We start from the raw sequence: 14,931 nt of genomic DNA on the forward strand, positions 1-14,931 counted from the left end.
TGTGAGGATACCAATGCAACAAGCCGCCCTCGACTTGTCAACTGTCTGGTTGGAAATGCCCGCAAAACGTTCAGGCGACACCGTGCCGCAGCGGCGCGATCCCGTCGCCACCCGCAAGAAGCTGCTCACCGCGGCGCGCCTGGAGTTCGCCCGGCACGGCTTTGCCGGCGCCCGCGTCGACGAGATCGCCGAGCGCGCCGGCGTCAACAAGCAGCTCGTCTACCACTACTTCGGCGACAAGGACGCGCTCTATCTCGCCGTACTCGAATGGGTCTATGCCGACATCCGCGAGCAGGAGCGCCAGCTCAACCTCGAAGGCCTGCCGCCGGAAAAGGCGATCCGGAAGCTGATCGAGGCCTCGTTCGATTACCTCGCAACAAACCCCGATTTCATCGTGCTTCTGAACGACGAAAACCGCGGTGGCGCCCGCCACGTCCGCGGCTCGACCCGGCTGGAGGCGATGCATTCGCCGCTGGTGAAGAGCGTCTCCCACATCCTCCACGAGGGCGTCCGCACCGGCGTCTTCCGCAAGGGGGTCGACCCGATCCAGCTCTATATCTCGATCGCGGGCCTCAGCTATTTCTATCTCTCCAACACGCCGACGCTGTCGGCGATCTTCGGCAAGGACCTGTCGAGCCGGGCGGCAAGGCGCGCCCGCCGCCGGCATGTCGTCGACCTCTTGCTGCATTCGCTCCGGCCCTAATCAACCAACTGGTTGAAACTTTCTGCAAGGCCGGTTAGGCTGACGGACAGCGGCAAGGTGGCCGCTGGCAACAGGGAGCAACCGGTGACCGGAGACGGCGCACGCACCTCGCGCAGCTTTGCGATCATCCTGATCGTGCATCTCGCCGTGCTCGTGCTCTGGCAGGTCGCGGTCGATGCCTTCCACGTGCCGAAATTCATCCTGCCCTCCCCGCTCGCGACGGTGCAGACGCTGGGCACCGCGAACTATGCCTGGGGCGCCAACACGCTGGTCACGGCGATCGAGATCCTCGGCGGCTTCGCCCTCGGCGCGTTCGTCGGCGTCGCGCTGGCCGTGATCTTCAGCTGGGCACCGCTGCTGAGCCTCGTGCTGCTGCCGCTGTTCGTGACGATGAACATGATCCCGAAGGTCGCGCTCGGCCCGCTCTTCATCGTCTGGTTCTCCTACGGCATCGTGCCGAACATTTTGATCGCCTTCAGCATCTGCTTCTTCCCGATCCTGCTGACCACCGCGCGCGGCCTGCGCGAGGTCGAGCCGGACCTGCTCGACCTCGTCAAATCGCTGCGCGGCTCGCGCTGGACGCTGTTCCGCAAGATCCAGTTGCCGGGATCGCTGCCTTACGTGTTCTCCGGCATGAAGGTCGGCGCCATCCTCGCGGTGGCCGGCGCCATCGTCGGCGAGTTCATCGCCTCCGAGCGCGGGCTCGGCTATCTCATGATCCAGGTTCAGTCGTCGCTCGACACGCCCGCGATGGTGATGGCCGTCGTGCTGCTAACCCTGCTCGGCGTCGCTCTCTACGGCCTGGTCCTCGCCCTCGAACGCATGTTCGTGGTCGGCGATGCCAGGCAGAACTAACGACAAGGACCGATCCATGCTGCTCACCCGCCAGACGCTGCCGAAGACGATCCCGGATATCGCAGCCCTCGACGATCTCCTGTGCCGGCCGACCCAGGCGCTGATCGACGACCTCAAGAAGGTCGAGGGCGACATCATGATCCTAGGCGTCGCCGGCAAGATGGGACCGACGCTGGCGGGGCTCGCGAAAGCCGCCGCACCCGATCGCCGCGTCATCGGCGTCGCCCGCTTCAGCGATGCGAGCGTCAAGGACTGGCTGCACGCGCGCGGCGTCGAGACGACCAGTTGCGACCTGATGGACGAGAGCGCGATTCAGGCCCTGCCGAAGGCACCCAACATCGTCTTCATGGCCGGCCGCAAGTTCGGCGCCGAGGGTGACCTGTCGCTGACCTGGGCGATGAACGCGCATGTGCCGGCCCTCGTCGCGCAGGCCTTCCCGACGTCGCGCATCGTGGCGTTCTCGACTGGCTGCATCTATCCCTTCGTCCCCGTCGACGGCAAAGGCGCGACCGAGGACATGGCACCGAACCCGCCCGGCGAATACGCCCAGTCCTGCGTCGGCCGCGAGCGCATGTTCGAGTATTTTTCGCGCAAGTTTTCGACGCCGGGCCGACTGTTCCGGCTCAATTACGCGATCGACATGCGCTATGGCGTGCTGCACGACATCGCGACAAAGGTGCTCACGGGCACCCCGATCGACGTCAGTCTCGGCCACGTCAATTTCATCTGGCAGGGCGATGCGTCCGCGCAGGCGCTGCGCTGCCTTGCGCATTGCACCGCGCCGACCTCGCCGATCAACGTCAGCGGCCACGAGATTTTGGCGGTGCGAGATCTCGCGGCAAAATTCGGCGCGCGCTTCGGCCGCGCGCCGGTGCTGACAGGCAAGGAAGAGCCGACGGCATGGCTCACCGACACGTCCAGGGCGGTCGAGCTGTTCGGCCTGCCTGTGGTCGACACCGAGCAGTTGATCGCCTGGACCGCGGACTGGGTCTCGCGTTCCATGCCAAGCCTCGGCAAGCCCACCAAATACGAGGTGCGCGATGGACGCTACTGACGGTTCGCCCATCCTCAAGCTCGGCGTCGACGACGCGATCGCCGGGCTGGTGCTGTCGACGGAAGCGCACTGGAACCAGACCGAGGAGGACTGGCGAATCTTCCTGCACGAGGGCGTGGTGTTCGGTATTCGCGACGGCCTACGGCTGGTCGCTACCGCGGCGCTGCTGCCCTATTCCGGCAACAACGCCTGGATCAGCATGGTGCTGGTATCAGGCACGCATCGCCGCCGCGGCCTTGCCACCCGTCTCGTCGATGCCTGCCTGGAAACCGCGCGCAAGAACGGCCTGACGAGCTGGCTCGACGCGACGCCCGACGGCGCCGCCGTCTACGGCCCGCTCGGATTCACGCCGACTCTGCAATTGCGCCGGCTGAAGCTGGTGAGATCCGGGCGAGCCGAAGCCCCACCGCCTTCATCGGCGACCATCGATGCGCTGCGGGCGCGGGACCGGCGCGCCACCGGTTTCGACCGCACCGCGCTCCTCTCCGCCATCGCCCTGCGCTCCGGCTCGCGTATCGTCGCAGCGCATGGCGCCATAGCGCTGGTTCGCGACGGCCGAACCGCGCGCCATATCGGGCCGTTGTTTGCCAACAATGCCGCGCCGGCGCTGGCCCTGGTTCATGCGATCACGCGCTCCGAGACCGGCCCGATTCTGATCGATGCCGTTGCGTCGCAAGCCGCATTCCTGGACGGATTGACCGCCTCGGGCTGGACCATCGAGCGGCCGTTCCAGCGCATGCGGTTCGGCCCCGCCACCACCGCTGCCAAGGATACGCCATTCGCCGTCGCCGGCCCTGAATTCGGATAGGACATCATGCACCACAGCCAGATCAACAGCGACGTCCGCAAGCTGATCGCCGACGGCACCGTGCTGCCGGCTCACCCCCTCGCGCTCACGGCGGAGCGCCAGCTCGACAAGAAGCATCAGCGCGCGCTGACGCGCTACTACATCGACGCCGGCTCGGGCGGCCTTGCGGTCGGCGTCCACACCACGCAATTTGCGATCCGGGACGTCGGCCTCTACCGTCCCGTGCTCGAGCTCGCCGCCGAGACCGCTGCGAACTGGACCAAGCGTCCGCTGGCGATGGTCGCGGGCCTCGCCGGCCCGACCCGGCAGGCAGCGGCTGAGGCCCGCACCGCGCGCGATATCGGCTATCACGCGGGGCTCCTCAGCCTCGCCGCGATGAAGAGCGCCTCCGAGGATGAGATCATTGCGCATTGCACGGCGGTCGCCGCCGAGATCCCGCTGGTCGGCTTCTATCTCCAGCCGGCCGTCGGCGGCGTCATCCTGTCGAGCCGGTTCTGGCAGCGCTTCGCCGCGATCGACAATGTGATCGCGATCAAGATCGCGCCGTTCAACCGCTATCGCACGCTCGACGTGCTGCGCGGCGTCGCGGCGGCCGGTGCGCTCGACCGCGTCGCGCTCTACACCGGCAATGACGACCACATCCTGCTCGACCTGATGCTGCCGTTCGACCTGCGCGACAACGGCATCACCACACGCACCTATTTCAAAGGCGGTCTGCTCGGCCATTGGTCGGTATGGACCGCGAGCGCCATCAAACAGTTCGAGCGCTGCAAGGCGGCGCGGCACAAGGAGGCCGTGCCGGCCGATCTGCTCGCGCTCGATGCCCGCGTCACCGACTGCAACAGCGCCTTCTTCGACGTCGCCAACAATTTTCACGGCTGTATTGCCGGTTGCCACGAGGTGCTGCGGCGTCAGGGCCTGATGCAGGGCCTGTGGTGCCTCGACCCGAACGAGGGCCTCAGCCCCGGCCAGAAGGAGGAGATCGACCGCGTCTATCGCGAGCACGCCGACCTCGGCGACGATGCTTTCGTCGCCTCCAATCTGAGCAAATGGCTGGCATGAGCGCCGAGCCCTTCATCAGCCTGAGCGGCGTCCGAAAGGTCTATCGCAGCGGCGGCGCCGACTTCCTGGCGGTGTCCGACGTCACGATGGACGTGCAGGAAGGTGAGCTCGTCTCGCTGGTCGGCCCCTCCGGCTGCGGCAAGACCACGGTGATGAAGATCTTGGCCGGCCTGCACGGCGCCGACGGCGGCACCGTCAGAATTGGCAATGCCAAAAGCCCGTTCGATCCGACCCGCGACATCGGCATGGTGTTCCAGCAGGCGCTGCTGCTGAAGTGGCGTACCATCCTGGACAACGTGCTGTTGCCGGCCGAGATCGTTGGCCTGCCGATCAAGGCCGCGCGCGAGCAGGCGCGCGATCTGCTCAACCTGGTCGGGCTTGCCGGCTACGAGCAGAAATATCCGCGAGAGCTCTCGGGCGGCATGCAGCAGCGCACCGCGATCGCGCGGGCCTTCATTCACGATCCAAAACTGATCCTGATGGACGAGCCGTTCGGGGCGCTGGACGCCTTGACACGCGAGCAGATGAATCTGGAGATGCTGCGGATCTGGCGCGAGAGCGGCAAGACCATCATCTTCGTGACGCACTCGATCCAGGAAGCCGTGTTCCTGTCCTCGCATTGCGCCGTGCTGACGGCGGGCCCGGCGAAGATGGCCGACTACTTTCCGATTGACCTGCCCTTCCCGCGCGACCTTCCGCTCAAGACGACCGACGCGTTCGGCGCCTATGCGCGGCGCATCTATGCGAAGCTGGGGCTGGGCGCGGCTTGAGTCAGTCACCCGGATGGAGCGAAGCGTAATCCGGGGCGGTGCCGTTGACGTGCGAGATCCCGGATTTCGCGGCGCTCCATCCGGGCTACGGAAGCGGGGCGCGGCGTAGTCACCGCGCCCCGCTCGTCATCAGGTCTTGTTGCGCATCTTGCTGAGCAAATAGTTGTCGTAGAAGTTTTCCGCGATCTGCGTGTAGAACAGCAGCTCCTTCATATAGGCGTCGTGGCTCTCCTTGGTGCGCTTGAACAGGTCGCTCTTGCCGGCGAGCTCGTTCAGGTGCTCCTGGGTCGCGTTGTAGCAGGCTTCCAGCACCGGCTGCGGGAACGCCTTCAGCTCCGCGCCGTTGGCTATCAGGCGCTTCAGCGCCGCCGGATTCACGCTGTCGTATTTCTCCAGCATCCAGGCGCCGGCCGCCGAGGCGGCCTGATTGACGATCGCCTGGTACTGCTTCGGCAAGCTCGCCCACTTCTCGTCATTGACGATCATGTGCAGCATCGCGCCGCCTTCCCACCAGCCGGGGAAGTAATAGTACTTGGCGACCTTCTGGAAACCGAGCTTCTCGTCGTCATAGGGACCGACGAATTCAGCGGCGTCGATTGAGCCCTTCTCCAGCGCCGCATAGACGTCGCCGCCGGCGAGCTGCTGCGGCACGATGCCGAGTCTGGCCAGCACATGGCCGCCCATGCCGGCGATGCGGAATTTGAGGCCCTTGAGATCGTCGACGGTCTTGATCTCCTTGCGGAACCAGCCGCCCATCTGGGTGCCGGAATTGCCGCAGAGGATGGCGTGCGTCTTGAACGGCTTCAGCGCCTCGTTGGTGAGTTCGGCGCCGCCGCCGAAATACCACCAGGATTCCTGGTGGCGATGGTTCATGCCGAACGGCGCGCCGGTGGCGTAGGCCAGCGCCGGCTCCTTGCCGATGTAGAAATACAGCGGCGTCTGCGCCATCTCGACGGACGCGACGCTGACGGCATCGAGCGCCTGGAGGCCGGGGACGAGCTCGCCGGCCGCAAAGGTCTGGATCTGGAATTTGTTGTCGGTGGCTTCCGCGACGTATTTCGCAAAGGTCTGCGCCGTGCCGTAGATGGTGTCGAGCGACTTGGGGAAGCTCGAGGTCAGGCGCCATTTGATCTCGGGCGCGCCTTGCGCAATCGCAGGTGCAGCAACCAGCGTCGTCGCGCCGGCGACCGCGCCGCCCTTGAGGAATGTACGGCGTTTCATGTTGGGGTCTCTCCCTGGAAGTAAGTTTCAAACATATCGGCGTCTGGCCACGGTCTTCGCGGACCGTTTGCCCGTTCCTATAGCGGAGTTCAAGCTGGGAGCGGAAGGCCTGCCGGCGTCCGTAGCCCGGATGGAGCGCAGCGCAATCCGGGCGACGAGAGCGCGTTGAAAGGCCCGCTCAGAGCAGCTTCGCGCTCACGAACAGCGCGCGCACGGCGTTGGTCGCCTGCACCGCGAGCATGGCGTTGTCGGCGGCGCCTTCGAGCGCCGCGACCGCCTCTTCATGGAGCGAGCGGAATTCCATCCACTCGACCGATTTGAAGTTGGTGAGGAATTGATAGGCTTGGCCGACGGTCGCAATCGCCAGCGTGTCGCCGTTCAGCTTGATCTTGAACGTCGTACGCAGCGGGGTCTCGGAACTCTGGGGATCACTCATGGGCTGCTTCTGGACGAGGTGGGCTTAACGAAGGGGAAACGGCACCCCCGCCGTCCAGCAAATATCAAATATCAGGAGTCGGTGCTCGCGCGCTGCGCGGCTATCGCCGATCCACTCAGGCTCGGCACCACGACCAGGCGGTTGAACTCGCCATTGTCCCAGGCCTTGAGGAAGCGATCATAGTCCTTGATCGAGACGCAGCCGTTGGAGTCGCCGCGCGGTCCGAGCATGTAGCTGTGGGTGAGCAGCCCGACGCGGCCAAGCGCGCTGGTACCCTCGGTCGGCGTCAGGCGCAGCGCGCGGATGCCGTGGAACAGCTTTTCACGCGGCTTCAGATCGTAGGTCGCGGGCGGGGTCGCGCCGACCATGCGCTGGTCGACATGATTGGGGTCGTCCATCAACGCGCCCATGCCCGAATGGGCTTCCAGCGCGACGCCGCTCGGCAGGTAAAGCGCCTTGGCCTTGATGTCATAGACCGCCGTGCGTGAATCGTAGCCGAGCGCGGCGAGATCAGGCGCCCTAACGAGCAGGCCGTCGCCGGGCGTCAGCGAGGCCAGCTTGATCTTGTCGGTGAACTTCTCGAAGAAGTTGCGGTTGTCGACCCGGGGATTGGTCTCGGCATAGGCTTGGCTCGAGGCGATCTGGGACGCGAGGTCTGCCTGGGTCGGGCGCGAGCGCGGCATCGGGATGGCGTCGGCGCGCTGCGACGGCCTGGTCTCGTCAACCACGTGCCGGTCGTCATCGGTCAGGGTCGAGCCGGTCAGGGTCGAGCGCCAGTCGTCGCCCTGGAGTTTTTGGGCCAGCATCGCTTTGGCGTCGCGCAGCTTGAGCTGGACCGCGCTCACCGCGGAGCGCTCCAGCGACCGCAGGCCGAGGTCACGGGCGGGCGGGCTGCTGGCTGCCGAAGCGAAACGGTCGTCAAACGAAGGGCCATTGGCCGGAGGCAGTGCGGTGGCCGGAGGCAGTGAGGCGGTGACCAGCGGCGTCGAATCGCCCATGTCCGCGACCCAGGCGGCGGCTCCCAGTGCCAGCGCGACCGCTGCCAAAGACAGCAGTATCGTCTCCGCTCGCCCAATACGGCGGCGCGACAACAGCCTTTCGGCGCTTGCGCGGTCGGAAACCATTAGATCCCCAAATCGACCCCCGGAGGGCCCAACCCCCGTCCGGAGACTCTATACCAGCCATCGCATTGGGAGCCAGCTCTATGATGGAATTGTGGCTCGGTAAAGAAAAGTTGGAAGCCCTTACAAAATAAGGGTTTTTGGCAAACACTCCGGGCCACGTTTTCACGCGTTGGCCCCACGTTTCCGGTGAGTCGGTTAGCCGGGGCTACGCTCCAACCTATCAAGTTTGAGGGGCAAATGCCGTACATCACCGACCTCCATCTCAAGGCCTCCGACACCCGCCAGAGCATCAGCGACTGCCCCGTGAAGGGCCAGAAGGGGTTCGTGCTGCGCACCACCCCCAACGGGGTGTTCAGCTTCTACTACCAGTACCTGAACAAGAAACGGCTGCATCCCGAGACCGGCAAGCCGGTGCGCGAGTGGCACCTGATCGGCGAACACCCGGTGTGGACGATTGCCCGCGCCCGCGCCGAAGCCACCGCCCTCGCCGGGCTGGTCGCCAGCGGCAAGAGCATCACCGCTGAGCGCGCCCGTGACCTCGTCCTGTCCCGCGCCACCGGCCGCACCTTCCGGCAGATGCAAGACGCCTACATGGCCTATTGCGAGGAACCGGTGCTGCGCCGCTGGGGCACCGTGCCCCGCAAGGAGAGCCACGACGGCATCCGTTCGGCGCTGAGCCGCCCGCTGGCATGGTGGGGCGACCGGGTCGCCAGCGAGATCACCAGCCAAGAGATCATGGAGCTGTACCGCAGCTACGTCACGGAGAAGCACCCGGCCCAAGCCAACAACGTCCTGCAACAGCTTGGCACCATGTTCACATGGGGCAAGCATCCCGACCGCGCCTTCGTGACCATCAACCCGGTCCCGACGCTGAGGGGGGACGACCGCGCGACCGAGGTCGGCGACATCGAGGATGGTCTCGTCCTCACCGCCGACCAGCTGCGCAAATTCTGGTTCGGTCTCGACGACCCGCACTGCCCCGGCTCGCCGCTCACCAAGCTGGCGCTGAAGCTGTCGCTGGTGACACTGCTGCGCACCGGGGAATGCTGCGCGATCCCGCGCGCAGGGATCGGGCCCGACACGGTGACGATCCCGCTCGCCGTCACCAAGGGGCGTCGCTCGCCCAAGGCGCGCGACCTCGTGCAGCCGCTCAACAGTCTGGCGCGCGAGATACTCGGTCAGGTCTTTTCGATTGGCGACCCGATGCGGGAGTATGCATTCCCGAAAGCGCGCGGCGGCCGCAAGTCCAGCAAGGCCGCCACCGCCAACAAGCGCTACATGGCGCAGTGTTCACTCCAAATCATGACACGCCGTCGCGGATGCCGCGACAAGGAGCGCAGCCAGATCGGCATCAACCAGTATCTCGGCCTGCCCGAAGGCTTGTCGCCGCACGATCTGCGCCGCACCGGGGCCTGCATCCTTGAGCAGTTGGGGTACAGCGACGCCGAGATCGGCAAGGTGATGACGCACAAGGCCCCCGACAAGAACGCCGCCCCGGTCACCCGCAGGCACTATCTCGTGCCGGTCAAGATCATCGAGCGTCAGATCGTTGACCCGCGCGTCAAGGCACTCGACGACCTCGATGCCGCGCTGCGCGAAATACTCGGCCTGTCGTCAACGCCGCAATTGGTCGAGGCCGCCTGAAGCGTTCGGCAACAATCGCTCACCAGCCAGACCCCGCCACGGCGGGGTTTTTCTTTTGAGAATTGTATGCTCACAATCCATACAATCGCGGAACGACACGATGAAGTCGCGATCTCGCCATCCAGCTCGATGGCGCCTGCTTGAGCAGCAATCGCGCGGCGTTTGCTGACTTCTTTTAATGCGAATCGCATCTCGACGCGGCAAATTTCGAATCGAGGAACATCGCGGCCTTGGTCAAGTTTTCCCGACGCCCTCAAGCTCGTGAGGGCAAACTCAAGCCCCGGCTCATGCCCTAACGTGGGCTGGGGTCCTTTTGAAAAAGCCCGGCGCGGAGGCCGGGAACACCCGCCGCCTGCGTCCGGTGTACGCACAACACTGTGCATAACTGTGCCCCAGCATCCACTATGCAGTTTGTGCCACTCCCAACATTTGTCACTGGATTGCGCGCGCAGAACAGCTACCTCCCCGCTGTGCAAGCAGAGACACCCATCCCGCTGAAACTGTCGAACGCCCGTCGCGCGCTGGCGGAAATGTTCATCGATCTCTGCTTGGCGTTTCACGCCACCACGGTGCCGCTGGATCAGGAGCCGGGCGAGACCGATGCCAACCGCGCCTTGGTCGCTGTCGCCGCGATGCTGGGTCACGCCGAAGGGCGCGCGATGAACGCCAGCGAGATCGCCATCCGCCTCAACATGCCGCGCACGTCTGTCATGCGACGGCTCGACGTGTTGCGGGAGCAAGGTCTGCTGCAGCGGATCAAGGGCAGATATTATCTTGAGCCACATCGCGCGGCGCAGGTGCCACACCGGGACAAATTCACGCTGATCCTGGCAAAGGGCTTCAAGGAGATCGCGCCGCTCCTGTCCGAAATGGACAGTTGATTTTTGCGATGCAGAAAAGTCTTTCCGCGCCTTCGCATTTCTGCGGGGAACGTTCTCCGCAATTCTTTCTTCGCACCTTATGCGATAATTCGTAGATGATGCGACCTGTAACGCCTGCCTCATTTCTGTCGTACTATGTACGCCCTGTTGACTCCGGGGGGATTCGACGATTGATTAACAATCGCGCCCCGGTTGAAAACTGAGAAGGCGATTGTGTCGCGTAATGTACGACACCTACAGGAGGACGGGGACGGTGGCGAAGAAGAAGCGGGTGGCAAAGCTGGGCCCGACAAAAGTGAACGCCGACACCGAACGCGAGTTCGGCACGCGTCTGCGACTGGCGCGGCTCGCGAAGAACATGAGCCAGGAGCAACTGGCTACTCAGTTCGGCCTCTCCTTCCAGCAGATCCAGAAGTACGAGAAGGGCACCAACCGCATGTCCGGCTCCCGCCTGATCCAGTTCAGCAAGGCGCTCGACACCACGCCGCACCAGCTGCTGGGCTGGGACAAGACCGAGAGTGCGGCGATCATCGACGCCGAGGTGTACAGGATGGCGCAGGTGTTCATGCAAATCCCGGCGCTGCTGCGCCCGGTGGTGCTGAAGCTGCTCAACGGCATCGTGGAACTGGTCGCGTGAGCAACATCGTCCGCATGAAACCCGACGCGAACGAAGGATAAGAACAATGGCCTATCAGAACGAACTCACCGAGATCGCGATCAACGAGCTGAAGGCGCACGGCATCCGGCCGCAACTACGCGACACCAACGGCGGCCACATCGAGATCGCGTGGCAGGTTGTCCCCGAGAAGGAGGTGCGCAAGGTTGTCGTTGCGAAGACGACCAGCGACTGGCGCTCACGCATGAATACGCGCGCGGACGTTCGCCGCCTGTTACGCGCCGACAATGTTTCGTTGAAGATGTCCACCGACCGACCGAAGAAGCCCGAGAAGCTGAAGGTCGAGCAGGCGCTTTCGCTGCCGGTCGAGGTGCTGCCGATCCCCGATCAGGTCGCCGCGATGCGTGGCGAAATGGCCGACCTCGCCGAGCTGGTCGTGCGCCTCGTCAAGATCGTCACGGGCGTGCGCGACACGATCTCGACCTACGTGCCGAAGCCCGAGGAAGTCAAACCGGCGCCCGCCTCGTCGCGCAGCATCAAGCTGGTCGAGTACCTCGCCCATGACCGCTGGACGAACATCGACACGCTGCCGCGCGACACCGGATTGAAGCCCGAGCAGATCAAGCTGAAGCTGCAATATCTGAAGAACCACGACGAGGTCGAGATTTTCCGGGGACAGGTCAAGCTGAAACCGCCGAAGCATGGCGAGGCGCCGCCGAAGAAGGTCCACTGGAAGACCGCGCAGAAGATCGCGCGCGAGGAAGCCGAGCGGGCGGCGCAGGAGAAGGCGGCAGCAAAGAAGCCTGCCAAGGCGGCTGCGAAGAAGAAGGGACCGAAGACCAACAGCGCGGCGCCCGCCGTCGTCGTGCCCGCGTTCCTCAATCGGGCCACCGCCGAGAAGGCGACATGAAGCTGGAGATGGCGAACGAGCCGGGCTGGGTCGGTGACTTCACCCGGCATCAGGCCAGAGGCGCAATCCCGAACGGCTCGCGGATCATGAAGACGCGGGCTGAGCCGCGCGACATGAACCCGGTGGGGACACTTGGCACCGTTCTCGGCTCCATCAACGCGCGCGAGGTCGATGCAGCTTTCGCGAAGCGAATGAACACCGACTACGCCTACTGGGTCGAGTGGGACGACGCGCCGAAGTGCGCCGTGTTCATTGTCGGCTGGAAGATCGGCCGACCGGCCTGATCATTTGAGCAGGGCTTCGCCCGGCGCCAGCAGACGCACATAGGTGCCGCTCTCGTGCTTTTCGAGCCAGCCCTGCTCGACCGCGTAATCGATGCCAGCCCCGAACTCCGCACCCCTCCCCTTGAGCGTGTAGAGAAACGGTGCATTGATTTTCTCGATGTGGATGCGGCCATCCTGAACCGGCGGGATGCTGGCGGCCAGCTCGATCAGCTTGCGGGCGGCGGCTTCCGGGTCGGCGTAGGGCCGCCCTCGATGTGCTTCATGCGCCGATGCCCTGGTGAACGGAGTGAATGTGCGCGCCGCAGGCGACCGGGATCGATTCGCCACAAAAGCATTTCGACCAGCCGCTTTGGTTCTGCGTTGGCATCCGGCACCCCTCTGCCCACATGCGATATTTCCACGCATGGAAGTCGCGGCTGAGCCGCCACGCCTCGTAATTGTCCTCAGTGAGCGTCGGCTCCAATTGCCGCCACGCGCCCCCGAACGCAACGCGTGCCTCGTCGAACGTTGCGGCCGAGCCGGATCGCTGCGCACCCGGCTCTATGCCGGGATAGAAGCCGACGCGCCAGCTCCATTGGTCGGCGCCGGTCGGTACGCCCGCGCGCACGCCAATCGATCCGACGTGCACGTCGCCGAAATAGACGTGCCACTCCTGTTGCTCGTCGTCGCTCCGGCGTCGGGTAAGAGCTGTCATGACGGGCGTTATAGTGCCCCTCCTTGCAGGTGAGCAACTGGGGTCGCCTGTGCCAAGCTCACTAAAAAGGGCCCCAGCCCAAATGGGGCTATGAGCCGGGGCCTTCAGTTTGCCCTCACGAGACTGAGGGTGCGGGAAAACTTGGCAAATGTCGCGATGTTCCATGGATCAAAGGAAGCGAGACAGCTGCCTTCTTGCCCACTCCTACGACGCGCAGTAACTCGCGCACGTTGTTACAGGTCGCAAAAAACGGCCCCAGCACAACTAGATGCCGGAGCCGTTGGAGGCCTCGGCGGTAATGGGGGCGCCGAGGTCTACTAAGGTCTAGGAAGATTCGGCAATCGGGTCTGTATGCCTTCCGACATAAGCGGCCTTACTCATCCCAGATGCGCTCGCCGCACCTTTCACATTTGAAAAGGCGAACTGTCTTTCCCTGCTTGGGATCGAGGAACTGATGGGCAAGTTGAAGCGGGGTCGCGCACGCCGGGCAGTGAAGAAACCGATCTCGCTGCGGTGTCTCTCGCTTGTCGTTCATGCGTCGTCTCTATCGTACCAACGCTAAAAGTTTAAAGCCCCTCCTTTTGTTCCCCAGGCTTTGGAATCGGGCCCGCCAGCGTGAACCGGCGGTCTCCAATCAGTCCGAACCATCGCCGCCGAAGTCGGGCACTGGCCGAAATAGACCACCACTGAGACGGCCTTACAGTCGCGGCGCCAGGTAGTCGAGAAACTTAAAAAAACCGTAGAGGGTGAGAGCGGTTACAGCCACGAGAGCGACGATCATCGTCGCCCATTCGCGTTTTGAAAATAGATCGAAGTCGAACATAAGGAGCCCTTGCCGAAGAGCTAACGCCGGAGAATGTATAGCCGTTTCCTACCGAGGACGCCTCACGCTATCTCGTCTTCCCAAATGCGCCTATGGCATCTCTGGCACTCGAAAACTTGAAACTTCTTGCTCTTGCCTGGATCGAATATCTCAAACGCCGGTAACAAGTCGCCCCCACAATGGGGGCATGAAGGAGTGGGTCGCGGGTTGTTTTTGCCTGCTTCGGTCATGAGCCAAAATCTAAACAGACCACTTCGAAAATCAAACTGCCACTGAGCCCGGAAACAGATGCCGCCAGCTCGGACCGGCGGGTGCGAAGAGGGTCGCCAAACTGAGGCGGCCTTACTGGACGCTGAGTGCTCTAATTGCCTCGGCGGAAATCTGGGCAGGATCACGCACGCCGGTCTGAGCTACCTCGATTACCTTCTTGGCGACCATTTGAGCTATTGGGTCGTCACGGTCCTTCAGGCCAATGGCCCGCAACGTTTGTTCATAGGCCTTCGTCAGATATCGGATCTCTTCCGGTCCCATCGGTACGTTTTGAAACACCCGATAAATGGGCATCGCGATTGCTCCCTGTTGTGCAGGCGGGAGCGCAACCGGTCTCTCAGCCTTCGGCGCCTACGGCCCGAGCCCTTGGCCGATGATGCAGAGACAATAGACCCCTTGCCGACCGGTTCCTAATATGAAACTCAACCGGAAGCCACTGGGTGGGAAACAGCAGTACCCAAAAAGTTCCGGCAACCGAGAACAGGCCCGCCAGCGTGAACCGGCGGGCCATTAAGAACTGGGCATTGGCCCCGGCCCCGTCTTCTCGGCAGTGTGGTCCGATCGGCCGCACCGCAAAGAAATGTTCAGCTGATGTGCCTTCACAGCGATCGCTGATGGGCCTCGTCCTAATTCAGCGGCTATTTTTTCACGGGAGTGCTTCCCCGCCATCTCCTTGAGCTTCCCAATATCGTCCGAGGTCCAGCGGCGGACTAAATTGGCCATCTCCACCTCCTTGAATCATTTTGACCCAAGGCAAAATATCAAAAGGCGAGAAG

The 14,931-nt window shown here is 63.8% G+C and carries 17 protein-coding genes; 11 read left to right on the forward strand and 6 right to left on the reverse strand.

The annotated features are described in order from the left end of the window. Positions 1 to 55 precede the first annotated feature (55 nt). From ABIA90_RS40270 to ABIA90_RS40295, 6 genes are all read left to right on the forward strand, one after another. On the forward strand, positions 56 to 703 hold the full coding sequence (locus ABIA90_RS40270; protein ID WP_354121688.1) for a TetR family transcriptional regulator: 648 nt from the start codon (positions 56 to 58) through the stop codon (positions 701 to 703). An 84-nt stretch (positions 704 to 787) separates the two neighbouring features. Continuing rightward, the gene (locus ABIA90_RS40275) at positions 788 to 1,558 is read left to right on the forward strand and encodes an ABC transporter permease (protein ID WP_283018704.1); all 771 of its coding nucleotides are present in this window, start codon (positions 788 to 790) and stop codon (positions 1,556 to 1,558) included. Positions 1,559 to 1,574: 16 nt separating this feature from the next. Next, the gene (locus ABIA90_RS40280; protein ID WP_354121575.1) at positions 1,575 to 2,612 is read left to right on the forward strand and encodes an NAD-dependent epimerase/dehydratase family protein; all 1,038 of its coding nucleotides are present in this window, start codon (positions 1,575 to 1,577) and stop codon (positions 2,610 to 2,612) included. Next, complete coding sequence (locus tag ABIA90_RS40285; protein WP_354121574.1) at positions 2,599 to 3,420, forward strand: GNAT family N-acetyltransferase; 822 nt, start codon at positions 2,599 to 2,601, stop codon at positions 3,418 to 3,420. The genes ABIA90_RS40280 and ABIA90_RS40285 overlap by 14 nt, the downstream gene beginning before the upstream one ends. A gap of 6 nt (positions 3,421 to 3,426) precedes the next feature. Next, on the forward strand, positions 3,427 to 4,482 hold the full coding sequence (locus ABIA90_RS40290; protein ID WP_354121573.1) for a dihydrodipicolinate synthase family protein: 1,056 nt from the start codon (positions 3,427 to 3,429) through the stop codon (positions 4,480 to 4,482). Beyond that, the gene (locus ABIA90_RS40295) at positions 4,470 to 5,252 is read left to right on the forward strand and encodes an ABC transporter ATP-binding protein (protein ID WP_354121572.1); all 783 of its coding nucleotides are present in this window, start codon (positions 4,470 to 4,472) and stop codon (positions 5,250 to 5,252) included. The genes ABIA90_RS40290 and ABIA90_RS40295 overlap by 13 nt, the downstream gene beginning before the upstream one ends. Before the next feature lie 129 nt (positions 5,253 to 5,381). On the opposite strand, the gene ABIA90_RS40300 is transcribed toward ABIA90_RS40295, so the two are convergent. The 3 genes from ABIA90_RS40300 to ABIA90_RS40310 all read right to left on the reverse strand — a co-directional run bounded on the left by ABIA90_RS40300 (position 5,382) and on the right by ABIA90_RS40310 (position 7,964). Continuing rightward, the gene (locus ABIA90_RS40300) at positions 5,382 to 6,473 is read right to left on the reverse strand and encodes a TRAP transporter substrate-binding protein (RefSeq protein ID WP_166096343.1); all 1,092 of its coding nucleotides are present in this window, start codon (positions 6,471 to 6,473) and stop codon (positions 5,382 to 5,384) included. A 178-nt stretch (positions 6,474 to 6,651) separates the two neighbouring features. After that, positions 6,652 to 6,909 (reverse strand): hypothetical protein, encoded by a 258-nt coding sequence (locus ABIA90_RS40305; RefSeq protein WP_014495671.1) that lies wholly within the window; start codon positions 6,907 to 6,909, stop codon positions 6,652 to 6,654. Positions 6,910 to 6,980: 71 nt separating this feature from the next. After that, positions 6,981 to 7,964 carry a DUF2778 domain-containing protein gene (locus tag ABIA90_RS40310; RefSeq protein WP_354142369.1) on the reverse strand — a complete coding sequence of 328 codons (984 nt, stop codon included), beginning with the start codon at positions 7,962 to 7,964 and terminating at the stop codon, positions 6,981 to 6,983. A 306-nt stretch (positions 7,965 to 8,270) separates the two neighbouring features. Between ABIA90_RS40310 and ABIA90_RS40315 the strand changes: the two genes are divergently transcribed. The 5 genes from ABIA90_RS40315 to ABIA90_RS40335 all read left to right on the forward strand — a co-directional run bounded on the left by ABIA90_RS40315 (position 8,271) and on the right by ABIA90_RS40335 (position 12,368). Then, complete coding sequence (locus ABIA90_RS40315) at positions 8,271 to 9,677, forward strand: tyrosine-type recombinase/integrase (protein ID WP_354121570.1); 1,407 nt, start codon at positions 8,271 to 8,273, stop codon at positions 9,675 to 9,677. Positions 9,678 to 10,117: 440 nt separating this feature from the next. Then, positions 10,118 to 10,558, forward strand: a complete 441-nt coding sequence (locus tag ABIA90_RS40320; protein ID WP_354121569.1) for a helix-turn-helix domain-containing protein — start codon at positions 10,118 to 10,120, stop codon at positions 10,556 to 10,558. Between the two features lie 253 nt (positions 10,559 to 10,811). Next, positions 10,812 to 11,195, forward strand: a complete 384-nt coding sequence (locus ABIA90_RS40325) for a helix-turn-helix domain-containing protein (RefSeq protein ID WP_354121568.1) — start codon at positions 10,812 to 10,814, stop codon at positions 11,193 to 11,195. A gap of 46 nt (positions 11,196 to 11,241) precedes the next feature. Beyond that, positions 11,242 to 12,084, forward strand: coding sequence for a hypothetical protein (locus ABIA90_RS40330; protein ID WP_354121567.1), 843 nt, complete (start codon positions 11,242 to 11,244; stop codon positions 12,082 to 12,084). Next, complete coding sequence (locus ABIA90_RS40335) at positions 12,081 to 12,368, forward strand: hypothetical protein (RefSeq protein ID WP_354121566.1); 288 nt, start codon at positions 12,081 to 12,083, stop codon at positions 12,366 to 12,368. The genes ABIA90_RS40330 and ABIA90_RS40335 overlap by 4 nt, the downstream gene beginning before the upstream one ends. On the opposite strand, the gene ABIA90_RS40340 is transcribed toward ABIA90_RS40335, so the two are convergent. The 3 genes from ABIA90_RS40340 to ABIA90_RS40350 all read right to left on the reverse strand — a co-directional run bounded on the left by ABIA90_RS40340 (position 12,369) and on the right by ABIA90_RS40350 (position 14,449). Then, the gene (locus tag ABIA90_RS40340; protein ID WP_354121565.1) at positions 12,369 to 12,695 is read right to left on the reverse strand and encodes a hypothetical protein; all 327 of its coding nucleotides are present in this window, start codon (positions 12,693 to 12,695) and stop codon (positions 12,369 to 12,371) included. Then, entirely contained in the window at positions 12,628 to 13,062 is a 435-nt protein-coding gene (locus tag ABIA90_RS40345; protein WP_354121564.1) for a hypothetical protein, read from the reverse strand. Before ABIA90_RS40345 ends, ABIA90_RS40340 begins: the two co-directional genes overlap by 68 nt. Positions 13,063 to 14,227: 1,165 nt before the next feature. Continuing rightward, entirely contained in the window at positions 14,228 to 14,449 is a 222-nt protein-coding gene (locus ABIA90_RS40350; protein WP_354121563.1) for a hypothetical protein, read from the reverse strand. Positions 14,450 to 14,931 lie beyond the last annotated feature (482 nt).

This window comes from Bradyrhizobium sp. LA6.8 (genome assembly GCF_040547935.1).
Classification (GTDB): Bacteria; Pseudomonadota; Alphaproteobacteria; order Rhizobiales; family Xanthobacteraceae; genus Bradyrhizobium; species Bradyrhizobium barranii.

Excerpts from the sequence above, each read along its gene's own strand:
- ABIA90_RS40270 (WP_354121688.1), top strand. The coding sequence starts at position 56 with ATGCCCGCAAAACGTTCAGGCGACACCGTGCCGCAGCGGCGCGATCCC.
- ABIA90_RS40280 (WP_354121575.1), top strand. The coding sequence starts at position 1,575 with ATGCTGCTCACCCGCCAGACGCTGCCGAAGACGATCCCGGATATCGCA.
- ABIA90_RS40285 (WP_354121574.1), top strand. The coding sequence starts at position 2,599 with ATGGACGCTACTGACGGTTCGCCCATCCTCAAGCTCGGCGTCGACGAC.
- ABIA90_RS40290 (WP_354121573.1), top strand. The coding sequence starts at position 3,427 with ATGCACCACAGCCAGATCAACAGCGACGTCCGCAAGCTGATCGCCGAC.
- ABIA90_RS40295 (WP_354121572.1), top strand. The coding sequence starts at position 4,470 with ATGGCTGGCATGAGCGCCGAGCCCTTCATCAGCCTGAGCGGCGTCCGA.
- ABIA90_RS40300 (WP_166096343.1), bottom strand. The coding sequence starts at position 6,473 with ATGAAACGCCGTACATTCCTCAAGGGCGGCGCGGTCGCCGGCGCGACG.
- ABIA90_RS40305 (WP_014495671.1), bottom strand. The coding sequence starts at position 6,909 with ATGAGTGATCCCCAGAGTTCCGAGACCCCGCTGCGTACGACGTTCAAG.
- ABIA90_RS40315 (WP_354121570.1), top strand. The coding sequence starts at position 8,271 with ATGCCGTACATCACCGACCTCCATCTCAAGGCCTCCGACACCCGCCAG.
- ABIA90_RS40330 (WP_354121567.1), top strand. The coding sequence starts at position 11,242 with ATGGCCTATCAGAACGAACTCACCGAGATCGCGATCAACGAGCTGAAG.
- ABIA90_RS40335 (WP_354121566.1), top strand. The coding sequence starts at position 12,081 with ATGAAGCTGGAGATGGCGAACGAGCCGGGCTGGGTCGGTGACTTCACC.
- ABIA90_RS40345 (WP_354121564.1), bottom strand. The coding sequence starts at position 13,062 with ATGACAGCTCTTACCCGACGCCGGAGCGACGACGAGCAACAGGAGTGG.
- ABIA90_RS40350 (WP_354121563.1), bottom strand. The coding sequence starts at position 14,449 with ATGCCCATTTATCGGGTGTTTCAAAACGTACCGATGGGACCGGAAGAG.